Raw genomic sequence first — 20,353 nt, forward strand, 5'->3', positions numbered from 1 at the left:
TCTGATGTGCGAAATGCGGCGGAAGAGTTCAGGCACAGTTCATATTCCGGTCAGTCCTTAATGCCAAATCGCCGTTATACGGCCGGTACGCTCGAAAACAGAGGTTAACGTTAGAAGACGGGAGTATTGCTGTGCAGTCCTCGGTGGGAATACTCGAGCGCATCGACCATGTGTATCCGTCGTTGCGCCCGGCGGAGCGCGCCGTGGCACAGTACATTCGTGAGCATGCCGAAGAAGCCGCCGATCTGACTGTCGGCCAGATGGCGGATATCGCCCATGTCAGCCAGCCCACGGTAATCCGGTTTGCCCGCAAGCTCGGCTTCGGCGGATACCGTGAACTGCGCTATGTATTGCGGCATCCGGCCGCCGAACATCAGGTGACGTTCGACCCACTGTCCGGGTTCGATTTGAATCCATGGGACAATGTGGAGGAGATTCCCGCCAAGGCCGCCGAAGGTGCGAAAACGCTCATTGGCGAGATGTGTGATGCCTTGGATGTCAAGGCTTACCGTAAAGCAATCGCGCTGATTGCCGAAGCCGGTTTTATTGATATTTTCGGTGTGGAGAATTCGCTGACGCCTGCGACCGATCTGTTCACCAAGCTCGGCTATTTGGGACTCACTTGCCGTCTCAGCACCGATGCTTACCTGCAGCAGATCGGCGCCGGGCATATGCGCCATGGCGATGTTGCCATAGCGTTCTCTCACTCCGGAAGTTCGTCGGATACGGTCAAGGCGCTGCGATTGGCAAAATCGCATGGCGCAAAAACCATTGCGATTACCAATGCCGTAGGCGTGCCTTTGGCCAGTTGGGCCGATGTGGTGTTGCTGACCGGACGTGGTTCGCGCGCGATCTATGGCAATGCCATTTTCTCCTGCGTGGCAGATGCCGCGCTTGTGGATATGCTCTACATGGGAGTGATTTTGTCTAATTACGGCCGTTTCTCCGCGGCGCTGGATGAGTCAGGCCGCATGATTCGTGACCGCGTGTTCGAGGGCTGAGCCGTTAGCTCTAGGGCGATATACCGCGGAGCTTTTACACCCCTACGATTAGACTGATGCGAGTTTGGCCCCGTAGCTCAGCTGGATAGAGCATGTGACTTCTAATCTCAAGGTCGACGGTTCGAGCCCGTCCGGGGTCACGGAAAAGCCCTTGGAATCGTAATGATTCCAAGGGCTTTATGTATTAGCGAGCTTCGAGATTACTGGGTGCACGACAGGACAACGAACCGGGAAACGATGGAATCGGCAAAGACGGGAGATCCTGATGCAGAGCATATGGCAGACAATCACGGCACCGCCCGTGACCATACCGTTCTCGCTCATGTGGCTATGCGTGTTCGCACTCGAACTGATCATGCTGCCGGAACGTATACGATTGGCCAGATATGGCGGCTACTGGTACATGTGCCCCTACGACTACCGGACCACGCAGATGGTGTCGGGACGCAGGATATGGCACCGGTTCGCATCGGCGGCCGTCGCGGCGACGTGGATGTGGTACACGGCCATGGAACACAGTCCCTCTACTGGCAATCCGGACTCGTCGCTGGGCAGGGTCTTCGGATCGTACAGGAACACGGTCCAGTTCGATTGTTCCGTCATGACACATCACGGCACACGCAATCTCCGATATCGGTCGGGTTTTCGATGGTCCGGCCTCCATAGCGTAAGGAATAATCTTGGCGGACGTGTGCGGCGGGCGGGAACACCTCATCGAACCGGTTCGCAATCCTTCGTCCGATATCGTCGAAATCATCGAAATAAATTGGCGGGCTTGGAAGCCAGTCCGTATGATGTTGAGCTGTCGACGACACCGAAGATGACGCCGACGATTTCCGAAAAGGGACCCATAGGAGGAGACAATGAGGTTTTCCAAGACGGCCACGGCCGTGATCGCCATGATCGCCATGATCGCCCCCACGGCGGCATGCGGCACCGGCAACGCATCCTCGGACGGCAAGACCGAGATCACCGTATGGGCGTGGGACAACAATCTCAAGGCCAATGCGAAACAGTTCATGAAGGACAATCCGGACATCAAGGTCACGTTCGCCAACGCCGGCAGCAGCAAGGACGAGTACGTGGCCCTGTCCAACGCGATCGAGGCGGGCAGCGGAGCCCCCGACATCGCGCAGATCGAATACTACGCCATCCCCGAATACGCCATCAAAGGCGCGTTGAAGGACCTCACCGACAACGGGGCCGGCAAGTTCAAGGACTTCTACACGCCGGGCACGTGGAGTTCGGTCAACTACGCGGGCGGCATCTACGGGCTGCCCATGGACTCCGGCCCCATGGCGTTCTTCTACGACAAGGAGGTCTTCGACAAGGCCGGCATCGACGAACCGCCCGCCACATGGGACGAGTTCTACGAGGACGCCAAGAAGATCCGCGCGGTCGGATCCTACATCACCAACGACCCCGGCGACGCCGGATTCTTCAATGCCATGGTCTGGCAGGCCGGAGGCCACCCCTACTCCACGTCCAAGGACGGCAAGACCGTGACCGTGAACCTCACCGGGGACCCCGGCGTGAGGAAATTCACCAAGCTCTGGCAAAAGATGATCGACGAGGACCTCATCGAAACGAAGACCAAGGGCACCAGCGACGACTGGTACCGCGCCGTCGGCTCCGGCGAGTTCGCCGGCGTGATCACCGCCGCATGGGCGCCCGGCATGTTCCTCAACCAGGCGTCCGAAGGCGCCGGCAAGTGGCGCATCGCCCAGATGCCCGCATGGTCGGCCGGCGGACACGAGGTCTCCGAGAGCGGCGGCAGCTCCCTCGCGATCCTCTCCTCGTCCAAGAAGGCCGACGCCGCGTACAAGTTCATGGCGTACGCGCTCCACAACAAGGACGCGGTCATGTCCAGGGTCGACCAGGGAGGCTTCCCCGCCGACCTCGAATCCATGAAGAACGACAAGTTCCTCAACCAGACCACCATGGTCAACACCAAAGGCGAGACCGTCGAATACTTCGGCGGCCAGAAATTCAACGCCGTGTTCGCCGAGGCCGCCAAGAACGTGGTCACCGGATTCGAATTCCTCCCGTACGACGTGTACGCTCGCAGCATCTTCACCGACACCGTGGGCGCGGCCTACATGGGCCAGGGCACGCTGATGGACGGCGTCAAGGCATGGCAGGCCAAGCTCGTCGAGCAGGGCAGGAGCCAGGGCTTCACCGTCAAGGAAGGATAGGAACGCAAGACATGGTCGGAATCAAGGACGTGGCGGGCAAGGCCGGCGTGTCGATCAGCACCGTCTCGTACGTGATGTCGGGGAAACGACCCATCTCCCCGGCCACGAGACGCAGGGTCCTCGCCGCGGCGAGGGAGATCGGCTACGTGCCCGAGCCCGGAGAACACGCCGCCCGCGCGACGAGGACCCACTTCGTGGCCCTGAGCTCGCCCGTCCACGATTCGACCAGCTACACGAACTACTTCGCCTACTTCCTTCACTTCCTCAGACAGGCGCGATTCCACGGCTACGAAACCCTCCTGCTGACCGAGGAAAACGGCGGGGAGCAACTCGCACGGCTCATCGACACCGGACTCGTGGACGGGGTCGTGCTCATGGACGTCAACATGGATGACAGCCGTCTCGCCGTGGCCGCCGCCACGGGAGTGCCGTTCGTGTCGATCGGACTGCCCGGCGCGGACACAGGCATCCCGTGCGTCGACATCGACTTCACCCTTATGGGCGGCGGCATCATCGACCGGCTCGACCGGCTCGGACACTCCCGCATCATGTTCATCGGCGGCAAACACGTCGACTACGAACGCGGCGGGGGAGCGAACTACCTGGTCCGCCTGCGGTCCGCCCTCCTCGACAACGCGCGACGCCGGAACATCCGGGTCGACGAACAATACACCGACGAGGACGACTTCGACGCCATCGAAACCATCCTCGACATGGCCATGCTCAATGGGGACACCGCGATCGTGTCCCAAGGCGGCCCCATGTTCCTCAACAGCCTCGTCGCCGTGGCCCGCAAGAACGGAATCCGCTTCCCCGCGGACCTGTCCGTGATCTCCGCGGGAACCTTCACCGACCCGATCGGCAGGCGGCTGCGCATCGACGAATACCCGCTCCTGCCCGCGGACCTGTGCCGCATGGGCGTCGACATGATCGTCCGTCTCATGGACGGCGAACCATGGCGCGGCGATCGCGTCACGCTCATCCCGCCCGTCTACCAACGCCGCGGATCGCTCGGCGCGCCCCGCGAGCCTGAAACCCGCTCCGCGACGACGCCCGGACCCGCATCACTCGCGGCGACGGCACCACCGTGGAATACACGACGCGCAGGATCGCTGGAGGCATCACCGCCTCCAGCTCCGACGGCAGCGAATTCACGCTCCGCGACAACTCCACAGGCGCACCCGTACGATCCCACAACGACCATGCGATCATCGAACGATAACAAAGGAGCCGATGATGACCTCTTTCAACCGTGAACCCCTGCCCGACGCCGTCCGCACGAATGGCGCCTCCCCGAACCCGTGGTGGTCGAACGCCGTCGTCTACCAGATTTACCCACGTTCCTTCCAGGACACGAACGGCGATGGTTTCGGAGATCTTAAGGGCATTACTTCCCGCCTCGACTATCTTGCCGACCTCGGCGTGGATGTGCTGTGGCTCTCCCCGGTCTACAGGTCCCCGCAAGACGACAACGGCTACGACATCTCCGACTACCGGGACATCGACCCGCTGTTCGGCACGCTCGACGACATGGACGAGCTGCTCGCCGAAGCGCACAAGCGCGGCCTCAAGATCGTGATGGACCTGGTCGTCAACCACACCTCCGACGAGCACGCGTGGTTCGAGGCGTCGAAGGACAAGGACGACCCGCACGCCGACTGGTACTGGTGGCGTCCCGCCCGCCCCGGCCACGAGCCCGGCACGCCCGGCGCCGAGCCGAACCAGTGGGGCTCCTACTTCGGCGGCTCCGCATGGGAATATTGCCCCGAGCGTGGTGAGTACTATCTCCACCAGTTCTCGAAGAAGCAGCCGGACCTCAACTGGGAGAACCCGGCCGTACGCCGAGCCGTGTACGACATGATGAACTGGTGGCTCGATCGCGGCATCGACGGCTTCCGCATGGACGTCATCACCCTGATCTCCAAGCGCACGGATGCAAACGGCAGGCTGCCCGGCGAGACCGGTTCCGAGCTGCAGGACCTGCCGGTGGGGGAGGAGGGCTACTCCAACCCGAACCCGTTCTGCGCCGACGGTCCGCGTCAGGACGAGTTCCTCGCCGAGATGCGCCGCGAGGTGTTCGACGGGCGTGACGGCTTCCTCACCGTCGGCGAGGCCCCCGGCATCACCGCCGAACGCAACGAGCACATCACCGACCCCGCCAACGGCGAGCTGGATATGCTCTTCCTGTTCGAACACATGGGCGTCGACCAAACCCCCGAATCGAAATGGGACGACAAACCATGGACGCCGGCCGACCTCGAAACCAAGCTCGCCGAACAACAGGACGCCATCGCCCGACACGGCTGGGCCAGCCTGTTCCTCGACAACCACGACCAGCCGCGTGTCGTCTCCCGTTGGGGCGACGACACCAGCAAGACCGGCCGCATCCGCTCCGCCAAGGCGCTCGCGCTGCTGCTGCACATGCACCGCGGCACTCCGTATGTCTACCAGGGCGAGGAGCTCGGCATGACCAATGCGCACTTCACCTCGCTCGACCAGTACCGCGACCTCGAATCCATCAACGCCTACCATCAACGCGTCGAGGAAACCGGGATACGGACATCGGAGACCATGATGCGATCCCTCGCCCGATACGGCAGGGACAACGCGCGCACCCCGATGCAATGGGACGACTCCACCTACGCCGGCTTCACCATGCCCGACGCCCCGGTCGAACCCTGGATCGCCGTCAACCCGAACCACACGGAGATCAACGCCGCCGACGAGATCGACGACCCCGACTCCGTGTACTCGTTCCACAAACGGCTCATCGCCCTGCGTCACACCGACCCCGTGGTCGCCGCCGGCGACTACCGACGCGTGGAAACCGGAAACGACCGGATCATCGCCTTCACCAGAACCCTCGACGAGCGAACCATCCTCACCGTCATCAACCTCTCGCCCACACAGGCCGCACCGGCCGGAGAACTGGAAACGATGCCCGACGGCACGATCCTCATCGCCAACACGGACGATCCCGTAGGAAACCTGAAAACCACGGGAACACTCGGACCATGGGAGGCGTTCGCCATGGAAACCGATCCGGAATAAACCGGACCCAACCGCCGCCGAACCGACAAGAGGGCCCCGCGCCACGCATGAACCAACACCATGCGCGGCACGGGGCCCTCACGCCGTATCACGGCTGTCGGGTCGATACCCGACACCGGTCGTGTGACCACTGGGACAGGGGATAAGAGCCAAGGAGACGAACCACCATGACGATGGATTGGCTGCAATGTATTGGACGGTCTCGTGTGGGACAGGGCAACGAAGGAGATGATCATCACGGCCGATCAGAATCATCCGCGTCATTACGAGGAGGAGTCCAAGCGGCAGATCGTGCAGTCGTACGAGAACGGCAAGCTGTCGTCGCGGATCAGGGAGGAGTACAGCATCCCGCGCTCCACGCTGCAGCGTTGGGTGCAGGGGATACGCAACAGCGGATCAACCAGGGGATAACGTCCTATAAGAAATCGATATATCGAATCTGCCTTCCTTGGCTGTTCCATTAGGTAATAATGTTTCTTATCGAAAAGTGAACATTAACAGGAGAGAAGATTCATGGTTCGATGGAAGAAGATAGCCGCGATTCTGGCACCAGTCCTGCTGCTTTCGGCATGCGGCAGCACCCAGTCGGCATCGTCCGCCAACGATTCGTCAGCGGGTCCAAACGCTGTCATCAGCGTAAACGGCACCGAACCGCAGGTTTCCTTGGTGCCGATGAACACCGGTGAAGTCGGCGGAGACCGCATACTCAGCGCCATCCTCGCTGGTCTGGTCGCTTATGACCCGTCCGGCAAGCCGGTGAATGAAGTGGCCGAAAGCATCACACCGAATTCGGACGCAACCCAGTTCACAGTGAAGATCAAGGACGGTTGGAAGTTCACGGATGGCACGCCGGTCACGTCGGAGTCGTTCACCAAGGCCTGGAGCTATGCGGCGAACGTGACCAACGCCCAGCTGAACTCCTCGTACTTCTCCATCGTCAAGGGATACGACGAACTGCAGAAGGAAGGCACGCCCTCAGACGCTCAGCTGTCAGGACTGGTCGTCAAGGATGACCACACGTTCCAGATCAATCTGAACGCGCCGGACTCCGCGCTGCCCAGCCAATTGGGTTCCGTCAGCTTCCTGCCAGTTCCGGAAGCATTCTATAAGGATCCTAAAGCGTATGGCGAGAAGCCGATTGGCAACGGTGCCTATAAGCTCGTTTCCTGGAAGCATGGACAGGGCGCGAAGGTCATTCGTAATGACGATTACAAGGGCAACTTCCCCGCGAAGAACGGTGGCATCGACTTCCGGTTCTATACGACCTTGGACTCGGCATACGCTGATGTTCAGGCCGGTAACCTCGATCTTCTGGATCAGATTCCCGCCACCTCCTACTCTTCCTATCAGAAGAATAAGAATGTGAAAGTGTTCACCGCGGCCGGTTCCCAGACACAGGGCATCAGCATTCCCGAACGCCTGAAGCATTTCAGCGGGGAGGAAGGCATACTTCGCCGTCAGGCCATCAGTCTGTCCATCGATCGAGACCTGATCATCAAGAAGCTCTTCTATGGCACCCGTGTCAAGGCAGTTGATTATTCGGCGCCTTCCATCACCGGATACACCGATAATCTGAAGAACAAGACCATCCTCGAATACAATCCACAGAAGGGGAAGGAACTCTGGAAGAAGGCGGATGCCATCTCCCCGTGGGATGGAACATTGAGCATCGCCTACAACGCCGATTCCAGTGACAAGCAGTGGATTGAAGCCGTCTTGCATCAGTTGCAGGACAATCTGGGTGTCGATGCGCAGCCGCAGTCATATCCGACAAAGAAGGAGCTGCGCACCGCCGCCGTCGACAAGACTCTGCCCACTCCATACCAGTCGGGTTGGGCCCCGGACTATCCGAACATCGAAAACTATCTGACGCTGCGCTTCAGCTCCGATGGCGGATACAACGAATACGACTACCACAATGACAATGTCGACAAAATTCTCGCCGAAGGTTCCGCGGCCCCCACGACCGATGATGCCAACGCCAAGTATCAGGAAGCCGAAGAGATTCTGCTGAACGATTTGCCGCAGATTCCGTTGTGGTATCAGAACATCACGGCAGTTGGTTCCAAGGACATTAAGAAAGCTGCGTTCACCTATAACAACTATCCGATGTATGCTGATTTGGAGAAATGATATGCCCACCGTCTATCTGGCAGGGGGATGCTATTGGGGCGTCCAGACCTACTATGACCGGGTGCAAGGTGTGACAAGCACAGTCGCGGGATTCGCACAATCGAGAATCCCGCGACCCACAGGGGAGCAGATTGCTTCCGGTGAAGCTGGCGCCGTGGAGACTGTGGCCGTCGCCTACGATTCGCAGCAGGTCTCACTGCAAACACTGGCTAGATTGCATGCCCTGCTCATTCAGGAGACTCCGACCGATGAAAAAACACCCATTTCAGAGCATGCCGGTTTCTATTGGACTGATTCAGAACAGAGGGATGCATTCGAAGCCGCCATTCGTGAGCGAAACCTTGCTGATGTGACCATCGAACGGCTCACTCGATTTGAGGAGTCTTCCGAGGAACAACAGCACTATCTCGCATCCCATCCGGGAGCCGAATGCCATATACCGCTCGCCTTACTGAATGAGGTCGGGAAATACCAGAAGGAGCTCTCGATTTAGAGCAGTGTCACTGCAGTCAAATCGCTTGTGTCCATCGCGGCCCTACAACTATTAGTTATTGATGAGGGTACAGCCAAGGTGTAGTCGACTGCATGGGACATGGAAATGCTGAAAAATGGCTCTTCGGGTGTTTGTGCGGGGGTGGAGTGGAGCCGCTGGTTGTCGGACCGCCACACGTAGTCGTTGAGGTCGCGCCTCAGCTGCTCGATCGTGGTGCAGTGGTTCCGGTACGCGAGCTCCTTCTTCGGCGGCCTGTTCGTGTTCGCGCATGATGTTGCCGATGCGTCTGCTGGACGCGGTGACGCCCCTCCTTTCCGGGGCGGCTTTGATCTTCCTGGCGCCGTAGCGTTCGCGGCCGTCGCGCCAGGCCGCGCGCACGTCGCCGGCGATTGGCTCCGCACGCTCCGTCTCGGGATGCTCGATCATCCAGTAGTAGGTGGAGCGGGGAACGCCCGGTATCCCGCACTGCGCCGATATCGGGCAGTGGGCGGCGTTGGCCCGTATCACGCCTGCCTTCGCGCGAATACCGGCGCCGCTTGTTCTGAAACGTCCACCTCCATCTCCTTCTCATACCCGGGAACACCCTTAAGGGATGCGGCGGCTGTGCTTTAGCTATACACTGGCAGCAGATGTGCTGAAAAACGGCTGTTGCCGAAAAGTCCGCCAATGGCGACGAACGAGGGAAGAAGGGCCCGTGGCGCGAGCCATTATCGAAGTGAGAAACCTGCGCAAAGAGTATCCGGTCGAGGATGAGACCGTGGTGGCGCTTGACCGCGTTACTTTGGCGATTCCGCAAGGACAGATTTGCTGTATCTTCGGCGAGTCCGGTTCCGGCAAGTCCACGCTGCTCAACCAACTCGCCGGTATGGAGAAGCCCACGCGCGGCGTGGTGCGAATCGGCGGGGTGCCGGTCAGCAAGCTCAATGAGCGTGAACTTGCGGCATTTCGGCAGAAGCACATCGGTTTTGTGTTTCAGTCGTACAACCTGTTGCCCAATTTGACGGCGCTGGAAAATGTGGCGATGCCGTTGATGTTCCGCGGAGTGCCAAAGGAACGTCGCGACCGCGTGGCTCGCAGTGTGCTCAAACGAGTCGGGCTCGGGCATCGACTCGGCCATTATCCGAGGCAGATGTCCGGCGGACAGCAGCAGCGTGTTGGCATCGCCCGCGCATTCGTGACCAAGCCTGAAGTGGTATTCGCCGATGAACCCACCGGCAATCTCGATTCCAAGACCAAGACCGAAGTCATGACCATGATCTGTTCCTTCGCTCGCGACTTCAACCAGACCATCGTGTTGGTCACCCATGACCCGCAGATGGCCGCCTACGCCGATCGCATCGTCACACTGCTTGATGGACGTATCGTCAGCGACCAGATCAACCAAGGCGTCACTGTTCAATCGATTTCAGCTCAGTCCATTCAGTCGGCTCAATCCGACCAGTTCGTTCAATCCGTTCAACCTACTGCAGTGCCGTCCGCATCCGTGCCGTCCGTACAAACCGTCTAAGGAGATGCCCGATGAAACACCTCACCACACGTATGCTTGCCATCATCGTTGCCCTGCTTGCCTCGCTATCCATGATGCTCGCCATCGTTTCCCTGCCTCATCTGGCATACGCCGTAGGCGCGGATGACGGCAGCGCGCAGGGGGCCGATCAGAGCGTGGCTCCCACGCCGGTGGCCGGACCGGTGCCAAACATCATCGTCACCAACTTCACCTACGGCGGCGATTCCGTGGCTGCCGGTGCCAAATTCGACTTGAACTTCACCTTCCAGAACATGGGTCAGGTGGCCGTCGCGAACATGGTGGTCACGGTGGACGGCGGCGAAAGCTTCGCCATTGCGGGCGGCACGAACACCTTCTATTTCGATGCGCTGTGGGCCGGATATTCGTTGAGCCAGACTGTGCCGATGCAGGCGCTCGCCTCGGCCAAAAGCGGTGCCCAGCCGGTGACTGTCAGTTTCAGGTATGAATATCTGGACTCCGGCGCACGCTCCTCGAACCAGTCCGACGTGAAGATAGCCGTGCCAATCAGCCAGCCCGATCGCTTCGAGGTTGGCGATCCGGTGCCGTCAGACCAGATTGTGGCCGGTCAGGAGACCACGGTCACGCTGGAATATGTGAATAAGGGCAAGGGCGACATCGCCAACGTTGAGACCACGATGGAGGGAGAGGGTTTTGACGCGACGATGAAGACCCAGTATGTGGGCAATGTGGCTTCCGGGGCCACCGGCTCTATTGGCTATGCCTTCACTCCCACCGCTTCCGGTGAACTCAACGCCACACTCAAAGTGTCCTATGAGGATTCCGATGGACAGAGCAAAACCAAAGAGTTCCCAGTCAAACTCTCGGTGGCTGATGCGGCGCCGATGGATGATCCAAGCAGGGTCGATTCCGATATGAATCAGAATGCCAGCCAGGGTTTGCCATGGTGGGTATGGGCGGCAGCGGCAGCCGTTGCGGTTGCGGTAATCGTAGGTATCGTTCTGCTGGTGCGTCGCCATCGCAAGAAGAAAGCCAAGAGCGAGATTGATGAAGAGTGGGATGACTGGGCTGGCGGCAATGCCGACGGCAAATTAGACACTCAGTCCGGCGGCGATATTGCAAGCGGCAAGACTGTGGGCGATGCTGCGGATAGCACCACCGCGAATAACGCCACTGCAAGCGGCGGCGCAACAAGTACGTTCGCAATCAGCCCGTCTACCGATGCCACGCCGACCACGGTGATCGAGCCGGTGAACGCCGCCGCCGAGCCGAACCAGATTGTGCCCGATGACTCGGGCCAATCTGACGGTTCCGCTCAAACAGTCTGAAAGTTCCGGCCATGCGATTCAGCGACATTCTGCGACTGTGCAGACAGAACCTATGGCGACGTAAATCCCGCACAATACTGACCGTGTTGGGCGTCATCGTCGGATGCTGCTCGATTGTGCTCATGATCTCCCTCGGGCAGGGCATCAACGAGCAGAATGAGAAAATGCTCAAATCGATGGGCGACCTATCCATCGTCACCGTCTACACCAGTGGCGGCTATGCCGGGCCGATGGGCGGCGGGAACGGATCATCGTCGGCATCCAGCGATGCCAAGCTCGATGACAAAGCGCTCGAATCGTTCCGCTCGATGAGCGGCGTATCCGGCGTGACTCCGATAATGAACTTCCCCTACAACGTCACGGCCAAGGCCGGCGCAGGTGGACGGTACATCTACGATCACGTGCAGATCATGGGCATCGATATGAGCCAGTTCGAACAGATGGGCTACAAAATGGTCGATGGCGGCAAGCCAACCACCAAAGACCAGGTTCTTGCCGGTGAATGGTTTGCTTACGGGTTCATGGACACGTTGAAAAACGGTGAGATGCGTACCGGCACCCGTGGCAGCGGCTATTCGTCTTGCACATTCAATTCGGCCACCGGCGAATGCGAGCCGGATCAGGATGAGGACCCGTTCTTCGACCCGCTCACCACGCAAATCAGCCTGACCACCGGAACCAACTATCAGGGCGACCCATATGTGCAGAACATGTACGGCGGGGGAGGCGGAACGACTGTTGGAAGCGACCAATCCGACAACGTCACCATCGATCTGCGTGCGTCCGGCATTATCGGCGGCGATTACAACAAGGGATATGCCACGGCGGACGGTCTGGTCATGGATTTGCAGGCGCTCAAGGATTTGCGCGCCAAAGTCGATCCGGCCGCCGCCAAAAAAACCGTCACCTACGATCAGGTGTTGGTCAAGGCTGCGGATCTTTCCTCCGTGCCCGAAGTGGAATCGCAGATTAAGGCGCTTGGCTACGAGACTTCGTCCTATGAGGACATGCGCAAGTCGTTGGAGGAGCAGTCGCGAGCGATTCAGCTGATTCTGGGCGGCATTGGCGCGGTCTCTCTGTTGGTGGCGGCCATCGGCATCGCCAATACGATGGTCATGTCCGTGACCGAGCGCACGCGCGAGATCGGCATTATGAAGGCGCTCGGCTGCTACGTGCGTGATATCCGCGTCATGTTTTTGACTGAAGCCGGCGCAATCGGATTCTTTGGCGGATTGATCGGATGCATGCTGAGTGGATTGATATCGTTGGGCATCAATGTGGCCGGCAGGATGTATGCGGGTGGCATGGTCGGCAGCTCAAACGGAAGTTCCGGCGATGGTGCTGGTGGCACATCCATATGGATGATTATGTGGCAGGCATTGGTCGGAGGTGAGGACGTGACCCGCTATTCGGTGATTCCGTGGTGGCTGTTCCTGTTTGCAGTGCTGTTCTCCACGCTAATCGGCCTGCTGTTCGGCTTCGGTCCAGCCAACAAAGCCGTCAAAATCCCGGCCCTGGATGCCATCAAAAACAACGAGTGATCGCCTCTGTCACCTGCTCCACCGTCAGTCCATAACGTTCGTTCAGTTCGCCCAGCGGCACGCGGTCGGTAAATTCCTTGGCTGCGCCGAAGTTCAGCACACGAGGATTGCGGCTGCTGTCCGAGACATGATGATTCGCATAGTATGCGGTCACCTTCTCACCCCAGCCGCCTTCCAGCTGCCCGTCTTCAAGCGTGACGACCAGCTCGTGGCCGTCGCGCAACGATTCCAGCGCATCCGCATCCAACGACGTGCACTGGCGCGGGTCGATGACCGTTGCCTTCATGCTATGTTCGGCGGTCAACGCGGCAGCCACCTGCTCCGCAAGCGGATATGCGTTGCCCAATCCGGCGATCGCAACCCGCGAACCAGTCTGATTAATACGCCAAGCCAAGGGGTCGCTCCCGTTGGTGGGCTGAGCCGTTACGCCAGCAACTCGGTGTGCTGCGGATTTGCTCCCGCTGGCGGGAGCTGTCGACACAGTCGACTGAGGGTGGCCAACCTGAACCCGTCCACCCGTCACCGGCAACAAACTCGGCTCCCGTTCCGCAGCCAGAATCGCCTCACCCGGCACCCGAATCACCACCGGTCCATCGGGAGCTCCATCGGCTCCAGCCGGCAGCGTCGCCCATGCCAAATCGGCCAGACACTCATCTGCCGAAGTGGGCACCAGCATCGTGATGCCAGGAATATTGGCGAACATCGCCACGTCATACGCGCCGGAATGCGTGTTGTCGGAACCGGATAGGCCGCCTAGGAAATCAAGCACCGTCACCCGAGACCGGTTCAGGCTCATCTCCTGGAAGAACTGGTCATAGGCGCGTTGGAAGAATGAGGCCGTAGTGGCCACCACTGGTGTGCCGCCAGCCCGTGCGATGCCAGCTGCGAAAGCCACGGCATGCGATTCGGTGATGCCTGTATCCACATAATGCGAGCCTGCGCGTTCGCGGAATTCATGGGTGATGCCGTTCGACCCTGGCGTGGCGGGGGAGATGACCACCAATCCCGGTTCGCTGGCAAATCGCGGTTCGAGCGCGGCCATTGCCATCTTGCCATAATATTTGCGCGGATCATCAGGCTTGCCGATGGCGGAATCCGGGTTCTGCCAATGGGAGGCTTCGCACTGACCCTCATGCGGTTCATGGTCGGACAGATTACAATGATCCGAATGCCACGGTTCACGGTGCGATAGATTGCTGGACGGGTGGATTCCGGTGGCGGAGCTGGTGGGCTCGCCGTCGTAGCCGGCACCCTTCAACGTGTGGATATGCACCACAACAGGGTGGTCGATATTGCGTACTTCCTCAAATGCCGCTACCAGCGCATCCACATCATTGCCATGCTCCACATAACGGTAATCCAGTCCGAATGCGTTGAATAGGTTCGGTTGTGCAGTGCCACCCGAGGCGCGCAACCGGGCGAGTGTCCCGTACATGCCGCCGAAATCACCGGCGATCGACATCTCATTGTCGTTGAGAATAATAATGAGATTGCCGCCTTGCTCAGCGGCGTTATTCAAGCCTTCAAATGCCACGCCCGAGCTTAGCGAACCATCGCCGATAACGGCAACTACATTGCCGATGCCGCTATCGGGCCCCTCCATATTGCGGGTTTTCGCCAATCCGCAGGCCAATGAAATTGAGGTACCGGTATGCCCCAGCACGAACTGGTCATGGTCGCTCTCGTCCGGGTTCGTGAATCCGGTCACGTCGCCGAATCGGTTTGTGTCCAGATAGGCGGCAGCGCGGCCGGTGAGCATTTTATGCACGTAACTTTGGTGGGAGACATCGAATACAATGCGGTCATGCGGTGAATCAAACACGCGATGCAGTGCGACGGTGGCTTCCACCATGCCCAGATTGGAGCCTATATGCCCGCCGTGAATATGGCCGTAATGCAGTAGGGTGGTGCGAATTTCGCGGCATAGCTCATTCAGTGTATTGGGGGAGAGTGCTTTGACGTCGGCAGGGCTGGTAATGCGACGCAGCAGGGTGACATCAGCGAGATTGCCTGAGTCGGTGGAATGAGTGTTGTCGATTGCGCCGCTGGCATCGTGTGCACTGATTCCGTTTCCCGGCATGCTATGCATATCCTCGAATCTCCCTCCACAATTCATACCGAAATCGACATGCTAGCGCTGCGCAGGCGGCAACGTGCGCGGATGAGGGCAATACCCTCAACATCTCCGTAAATACTGCAAATACTGCGGCGATGAGGAGGGATAGCGGATTTGATACAGCATGCAGCATGGATGGGCGGTGTTCACAGAGTGTTGTGTGGGAAAATAAAGGAGGTAATTTGCCGGACCTTGTGGTGACCGGCCGATCTTCAAGGAGCGTGCAATGAAGGCCGTATATGCGTCTGCCGTCAATCATGATGACCCGTTATCCGTGCTGGCGGTGGGAGACCAGCCCGAGCCGCAGAGCCGGCCATTCTGGTCGACCGTCTCGGTACGTGCCGTAACCGTGAATCATCATGATGTCTGGTCTCTGCAGGGCGTGGGGTTGTCGGCCGAACAGACGCCGATGATCCTGGGCACCGATGCCGTGGGCATTCTGGACGAGGACATTCCCGGCAAGCATGGGCTGAAGGCCGGTAGAGAGGTAGTGCTGTACACGTTCGTCGGTACTGATGGTGCCGGTGTGGCTCCGGGGGAGCGTCGCACGATTCTTTCGGAGAAGTATCCCGGTACCATGGCCGAGAAAACCGCCGTACCTTCCGCCAATGTGTTTGCCAAGCCGTCCAATCTCACCGAGATTGAGGCTGCGGCATTGGGCACCAGCTGGCTGACCGCATATTCATTGCTGTTCGACGCGGCCGGTGTGAAGCCTGGCGACTCCGTGCTGATTCAAGGCGCCGGCGGCGGCGTATCCACCGCGGCGATTCAGCTTGCGCAGGCAGCCGGCCTTGAGGTGTTCGTCACCTCACGTGAAGCGGACAAGCGAGCCAAGGCGTTGAAGCTCGGCGCTCATGCCGCATTTGAGATTGGTGCCCGCCTGCCCAGCAAGGTGGACGCGGTGATTGAATCTGTAGGAGCGGCCACATGGAGTCATTCGATGAAATCCGTACGACCAGGCGGCACCATTGCCATCTGCGGCGCTACCACTGGAGATCAGCCCGGCGCTGAGCTGACCCGTTTGTTCTTCCAGGACATCCGCGTGCAGGGCAGCACCATGGGTTCGCGTGAGGATTTTGCTCGTTTGCTGCGCTTTGTGGAACGTGCCAATCTGCATCCGGCGATTGATTCCGTATTCTCCGGTCTGGATGCCGCTCCTGAGGCTTTTGCCAAGATGATAGAAGGCAATGTGTTCGGCAAAATCGCCATTGAGCTGTAAGGCATGTCGAAGTAAGCGCCCGGGCGTACAGTGGACGTATTCTCAATAACTAGGGAGTAAATGATAATGGCAAATGAATCCAAGCCTGAAGTCGCGGTGGTCATGGGATCTTCCAGCGACTGGGAGACTATGAAGCGCGCCTGCGATATTCTCGATCAGTTTGGCGTCGCCTACCACAAGCAGGTCATCTCCGCACACCGCACGCCTGAGCTCATGGCCGAGTTCGCGCATAATGCTCGTGCCAACGGTCTCAAGGTCATCATCGCCGGTGCAGGCGGCGCTGCCCACTTGCCGGGCATGATTGCCGCCCAGACCACGCTGCCCGTAATCGGCGTGCCCGTGCGTTCCCATGCGCTCTCCGGCTGGGATTCACTGCTGTCCATCGTGCAGATGCCCGGCGGCATTCCGGTGGCCACCACCGCCGTCGGCAACTCCGGTGCCACCAACGCCGGCCTGCTCGCCGTGCAGATGCTCTCCGCCTTCGAGCCCGAACTGGCCGACAAGCTTGAGGATTACCGTAACGAAATGAAAGAAAAGGTGGCTGAATCCAATGCCCAGCTTGTCTGAGGAAACAGGCGGTCGTGTTTCGATGCTGATGCCGGGATCGACCATCGGCATCATCGGCGGCGGCCAGCTCGGCCGCATGATGGCTTTGTCCGCCCGCTACATGGGCTTCCGCGTCGGAGTGCTTGACCCGACGCCGAACTGCCCGACCGGTCAGGTGGCCGACTTCCAGATCACCGCCGAATACGATGACAAAACCGCCATCCATGATCTGGCCGTGCAGTCCGACGTGCTCACCTACGAGTTCGAGAACGTGGACGCCGATGCCATCGACGAGGTGCGCGGCATCACCGCCACCCCGCAGGGCACTGACTTGCTGCGCGTGACCCAGCACCGCGTGCACGAGAAGCAGTTCATCAACGACCACGGCACCGCCACCGCACCGTGGCGCGCTGTCAACAACTTCGATGAGCTTGACGCCGCATTGGATGATATTCATTATCCGGCCGTGCTGAAGACCGTGTCCGGCGGCTACGACGGCCACGGTCAGCTCGTGCTGCGTTCCGACGCCGACTTGGAGAAGATCCGCTCCCGTTCCGACCGTGGTGGCGGCTTCCCGCCGAGCATCCTGGAAGGCTTCGTCGACTTCGCATTCGAGGCTTCGATCCTGGTCTCCGGCAACGGCAAGGACTTCGTCACCTTCCCCATCGTGCGTAACGAGCACCGCAACAACATCCTGCACATGACCATCGCCCCCGCCGAAGTGTCCGAACATGTGGCTCGCGAAGCGCATGAACTGGCGATTCGCTTGGCCAAGGGCTTCGAACTGGCTGGCACGCTGGCCATCGAACTGTTCATCACCAAGGACGATCAGGTCATCGTCAACGAGCTCGCCCCGCGCCCGCACAACTCCGGCCACTACACCATCGAGGCCTGCTCGATGGACCAGTTCGACGCCCACATCCGCGGCATCGCCGGCTGGCCCATGCCCAAGCCCAAGCTGCTCTCGCCGGCCGTGATGGTCAACGTACTCGGCCAGCATGTGGAGCCGACGCGCGCGCTGATCGCCACCCACCCGGAGTGGAATGTGCACGACTACGGCAAGGCCGAAGTGCGCCACGACCGCAAGATGGGCCACATCACCGTGCTCACCGACAACCCTGATGCCACGGTTGCTGACCTTGAGGCCACCGGCTGCTGGGACGACCTGAAAAAGAAGGCGTGACCTTATCGATGGTTGAACATATCGAACGCCAGACCAAGCAGAAGGACGCGATTCGCGCCGCCTTGGCCGACTGTGAGGAGTTCATCTCCGCTCAGGACCTGCACCGCAGGCTGGAGGACGAAGGCTCGAAAATCGGCTTGGCCACCGTGTACCGCCAGCTCAACGCCTTGGCCGATGCCGGTGCCGCCGACACGATCCGCCTGGACGGCCAGCAGCTGTTCCGCCTATGCGGCGACGACGGACATCACCACCACTTGGTGTGCAAGCGGTGCGGCAAAACCGTGGAAATCGACCCGCCCAGCGAGGCTTGGCTGCGCAAAGTGGCCGACGGCCACGGCTTCACCGTCGAATCCCACACCCTGGAGGTCTTCGGACTATGCCCTGATTGCCAAAAGGAGCAGAAAGCGCAGAAGGCTCAGAAAGCAGTGAGCGAATAACAAATGGGATCGGCTTCAAAGCCGATCCCATTTGTTATTCCGCTGCTATTCCACCGACTTCAGGGCGCCGAGCATGTCGACCGTCTTCAACCGCCGGTAGACCAGCACGCCGAGTCCGCCGAGCACCTTGATGGTCGGCAGTTCGCGGATACGTTCGGAGACGTTGAGATTCGTCAGATTGTAGAGGATCACCACGGCCAGCAGCTCAGCCGCGAGAATCAGCACTTCCATGATCTGATCCGGCAAGTCGACGATTGTGGCCACCTGTTTCTTCGAAGTCGTGTTCTGCACAATGCCCTTCGCGCCGTCCAACTTTATGAGCTTGGCGCTACGCGACTCCACATTGGAGGTCTCATGGTTCTTGAGCCTCACCATATAGGCGTTCGACTGGTACTGTTCGCCGAACACGTGCTTATAGCCACCCGAAGTCATGAACATGAAATGCCCGATATGCATTTCGGTGATGCCGTCCACGCGCACCTTGCGCTCGGTGCCGCTCGAATCGGTGACGGTAATCGTGTCGCCTACCTTGGCGTCCATCATCTCCGCCATACGTTCGGAGATGATCGCACCACGGTCGGTGAGCACCTGCGGCTTGTGCCCGGTGCGCGAACGCAGGGTGATGTAGTCGCCGAAATTGTAGGCGTCATCATTGGCGATCAGGGTAATCGACTGTTTGTCGTTCTCCGTGCCGGCCACTTTCGACATCTCCTCGTAGTAGATCGGCGCGGACTCGGAGACGGCCCCGCCCTTCATCGCCTTGGCCACTTCGGCGCGCTGCGAATAATGTTTTCGTCAGCTTTGGTCAGGCCATAATCGCTGATGACGGTTATGTCAGCGAGATTGTTCTGATTAAAGAAGTCGGTGCCGGTCATTTGCATGTCCGGGCCGGTGACGAACAGGCCTACGAGCGCAAAGGAGCCAAGCGTCATCAGGCTCACGATGGAGGCGAATCGACCCTTGGATTTGGCCATGGTGACGCGGATGTCTTTCCATAGCATGCGCTTATGGAATGACCCGTTGCGTCGGCGGTTGCGCTTGGCCTTGTGCGCGTGGGGCGTTCTGCCGGGCGCGGTATAGGAGTCGTTTGCTGAATTTGCGGCGGAATCGGCTGCGGAGTCGGTCGCGGGCGTAAGGTTGGTCGTTTCGGTGAAATCGTTGAGATCGGTCATACTGCTTACCACTCCAGATCCTTGATATCCATCGGGTGCTCGTTCACTTCGATCGATTTGACGCGCGCGTTATGCATGTGGATCACGCGGTCGGCAATCGGCGCGATGGCGGAATTGTGCGTCACAATGACCACGGTCGCACCCTTCTTACGGCTCTGATCCTGCAGAATCTGCAGCACCTGCTTGCCGGTGTTGTAGTCCAGAGCGCCAGTCGGCTCGTCGCACAGCAGAATCTTCGGGTTCGTGGCCACCGCTCGGGCGATGGCCACGCGCCGCTGTCCGCCGCCCGAAAGCTGCGCGGGGAAGTTGTTGATACGGTCCTGAAGCCCCACGTCGATAAGCGCTTGGGTCGGTTCCTGCGCGTCTTTCATGATTTCGGAGGCGAGCTCCACGTTCTCCTTGGCCGTGAGGTTGGCCACCAGATTGTAGAACTGGAACACGAAGCCGAGGCG

At 59.7% G+C, this 20,353-nt stretch carries 17 protein-coding genes, 1 tRNA gene and 3 pseudogenes; 15 read left to right on the forward strand and 6 right to left on the reverse strand.

Annotated features, from left to right (window positions below; translation table 11 throughout):
• Positions 1 to 131 precede the first annotated feature (131 nt).
• Positions 132 to 1,001, forward strand: coding sequence for a MurR/RpiR family transcriptional regulator (locus tag BBBR_RS02445; RefSeq protein ID WP_003828545.1), 870 nt, complete (start codon positions 132 to 134; stop codon positions 999 to 1,001).
• A gap of 66 nt (positions 1,002 to 1,067) precedes the next feature.
• Positions 1,068 to 1,141 (forward strand) — tRNA-Arg (locus tag BBBR_RS02450).
• Positions 1,142 to 1,418: 277 nt separating this feature from the next.
• Here BBBR_RS02450 and BBBR_RS02455 read toward each other — a convergent pair.
• The gene (locus BBBR_RS02455) at positions 1,419 to 1,604 is read right to left on the reverse strand and encodes a hypothetical protein (RefSeq protein WP_003828547.1); all 186 of its coding nucleotides are present in this window, start codon (positions 1,602 to 1,604) and stop codon (positions 1,419 to 1,421) included.
• Between the two features lie 260 nt (positions 1,605 to 1,864).
• On the opposite strand from BBBR_RS02455, the gene BBBR_RS02460 reads away from it, so the two are divergent.
• The 6 genes and pseudogenes from BBBR_RS02460 (at position 1,865) to BBBR_RS02485 (ending at position 8,873) form a co-directional block, all read left to right on the forward strand.
• Positions 1,865 to 3,196 (forward strand): ABC transporter substrate-binding protein, encoded by a 1,332-nt coding sequence (locus BBBR_RS02460; protein WP_003828550.1) that lies wholly within the window; start codon positions 1,865 to 1,867, stop codon positions 3,194 to 3,196.
• Positions 3,197 to 3,207: 11 nt separating this feature from the next.
• Positions 3,208 to 4,452 carry a LacI family DNA-binding transcriptional regulator gene (locus tag BBBR_RS02465; RefSeq protein ID WP_003828552.1) on the forward strand — a complete coding sequence of 415 codons (1,245 nt, stop codon included), beginning with the start codon at positions 3,208 to 3,210 and terminating at the stop codon, positions 4,450 to 4,452.
• A complete protein-coding gene (locus BBBR_RS02470) occupies positions 4,433 to 6,247 on the forward strand; it encodes a glycoside hydrolase family 13 protein (protein WP_025332131.1) in 1,815 nt (604 codons plus the stop codon). Before BBBR_RS02465 ends, BBBR_RS02470 begins: the two co-directional genes overlap by 20 nt.
• A gap of 228 nt (positions 6,248 to 6,475) precedes the next feature.
• Positions 6,476 to 6,652: pseudogene (locus BBBR_RS02475) on the forward strand (IS3-like element ISBlo9 family transposase); the annotation flags it as partial.
• Positions 6,653 to 6,760: 108 nt separating this feature from the next.
• Positions 6,761 to 8,380 carry a peptide ABC transporter substrate-binding protein gene (locus BBBR_RS02480; RefSeq protein WP_003828562.1) on the forward strand — a complete coding sequence of 540 codons (1,620 nt, stop codon included), beginning with the start codon at positions 6,761 to 6,763 and terminating at the stop codon, positions 8,378 to 8,380.
• Between the two features lies 1 nt (position 8,381).
• Complete coding sequence (locus tag BBBR_RS02485; RefSeq protein ID WP_019727896.1) at positions 8,382 to 8,873, forward strand: peptide-methionine (S)-S-oxide reductase; 492 nt, start codon at positions 8,382 to 8,384, stop codon at positions 8,871 to 8,873.
• A gap of 189 nt (positions 8,874 to 9,062) precedes the next feature.
• Here BBBR_RS02485 and BBBR_RS10625 read toward each other — a convergent pair.
• Positions 9,063 to 9,436 (reverse strand): annotated as a pseudogene (locus tag BBBR_RS10625) (IS3 family transposase); the annotation flags it as partial.
• A 131-nt stretch (positions 9,437 to 9,567) separates the two neighbouring features.
• Between BBBR_RS10625 and BBBR_RS02490 the strand changes: the two are divergent.
• Genes BBBR_RS02490 through BBBR_RS02500 form a run of 3 tightly spaced genes read left to right on the forward strand, consistent with a single transcriptional unit; the run spans position 9,568 to position 13,228 of the window.
• Positions 9,568 to 10,380, forward strand: a complete 813-nt coding sequence (locus BBBR_RS02490; RefSeq protein ID WP_003828568.1) for an ABC transporter ATP-binding protein — start codon at positions 9,568 to 9,570, stop codon at positions 10,378 to 10,380.
• 11 nt (positions 10,381 to 10,391) lie between these two features.
• Positions 10,392 to 11,687, forward strand: a complete 1,296-nt coding sequence (locus BBBR_RS02495) for a COG1361 family protein (RefSeq protein ID WP_003828571.1) — start codon at positions 10,392 to 10,394, stop codon at positions 11,685 to 11,687.
• Between the two features lie 11 nt (positions 11,688 to 11,698).
• Positions 11,699 to 13,228, forward strand: coding sequence for an ABC transporter permease (locus BBBR_RS02500; protein WP_019727897.1), 1,530 nt, complete (start codon positions 11,699 to 11,701; stop codon positions 13,226 to 13,228).
• On the opposite strand, the gene BBBR_RS02505 is transcribed toward BBBR_RS02500, so the two are convergent.
• Positions 13,212 to 15,317, reverse strand: a complete 2,106-nt coding sequence (locus BBBR_RS02505) for a 1-deoxy-D-xylulose-5-phosphate synthase (protein ID WP_032738154.1) — start codon at positions 15,315 to 15,317, stop codon at positions 13,212 to 13,214. The two genes, BBBR_RS02500 and BBBR_RS02505, sit on opposite strands and share 17 nt — an antisense overlap.
• Positions 15,318 to 15,570: 253 nt before the next feature.
• On the opposite strand from BBBR_RS02505, the gene BBBR_RS02510 reads away from it, so the two are divergent.
• The 4 genes from BBBR_RS02510 to BBBR_RS02525 all read left to right on the forward strand — a co-directional run bounded on the left by BBBR_RS02510 (position 15,571) and on the right by BBBR_RS02525 (position 18,729).
• On the forward strand, positions 15,571 to 16,563 hold the full coding sequence (locus BBBR_RS02510; RefSeq protein WP_003828576.1) for a zinc-binding dehydrogenase: 993 nt from the start codon (positions 15,571 to 15,573) through the stop codon (positions 16,561 to 16,563).
• A gap of 66 nt (positions 16,564 to 16,629) precedes the next feature.
• Complete coding sequence (purE, locus tag BBBR_RS02515) at positions 16,630 to 17,130, forward strand: 5-(carboxyamino)imidazole ribonucleotide mutase (protein ID WP_032738155.1); 501 nt, start codon at positions 16,630 to 16,632, stop codon at positions 17,128 to 17,130.
• Entirely contained in the window at positions 17,114 to 18,292 is a 1,179-nt protein-coding gene (gene purK / locus BBBR_RS02520) for a 5-(carboxyamino)imidazole ribonucleotide synthase (RefSeq protein ID WP_014484029.1), read from the forward strand. Before purE ends, purK begins: the two co-directional genes overlap by 17 nt.
• An 8-nt stretch (positions 18,293 to 18,300) precedes the next feature.
• Positions 18,301 to 18,729 (forward strand): Fur family transcriptional regulator, encoded by a 429-nt coding sequence (locus BBBR_RS02525; RefSeq protein ID WP_003828581.1) that lies wholly within the window; start codon positions 18,301 to 18,303, stop codon positions 18,727 to 18,729.
• Positions 18,730 to 18,774: 45 nt separating this feature from the next.
• Here the strand turns inward: BBBR_RS02525 and BBBR_RS02530 are convergent, their stop codons facing one another.
• The 3 genes and pseudogenes from BBBR_RS02530 to BBBR_RS02540 all read right to left on the reverse strand — a co-directional run.
• A complete protein-coding gene (locus BBBR_RS02530; RefSeq protein ID WP_225851413.1) occupies positions 18,775 to 19,497 on the reverse strand; it encodes an ABC transporter permease in 723 nt (240 codons plus the stop codon).
• A complete protein-coding gene (locus BBBR_RS02535; protein WP_003828586.1) occupies positions 19,482 to 19,901 on the reverse strand; it encodes a hypothetical protein in 420 nt (139 codons plus the stop codon). The genes BBBR_RS02530 and BBBR_RS02535 overlap by 16 nt, the downstream gene beginning before the upstream one ends.
• Before the next feature lie 5 nt (positions 19,902 to 19,906).
• Positions 19,907 to 20,350 (reverse strand): annotated as a pseudogene (locus tag BBBR_RS02540) (ABC transporter ATP-binding protein); the annotation flags it as partial.
• Positions 20,351 to 20,353 lie beyond the last annotated feature (3 nt).

Source organism: Bifidobacterium breve DSM 20213 = JCM 1192, from assembly GCF_001025175.1.
GTDB classification, from domain to species: Bacteria; Actinomycetota; Actinomycetes; order Actinomycetales; family Bifidobacteriaceae; genus Bifidobacterium; species Bifidobacterium breve.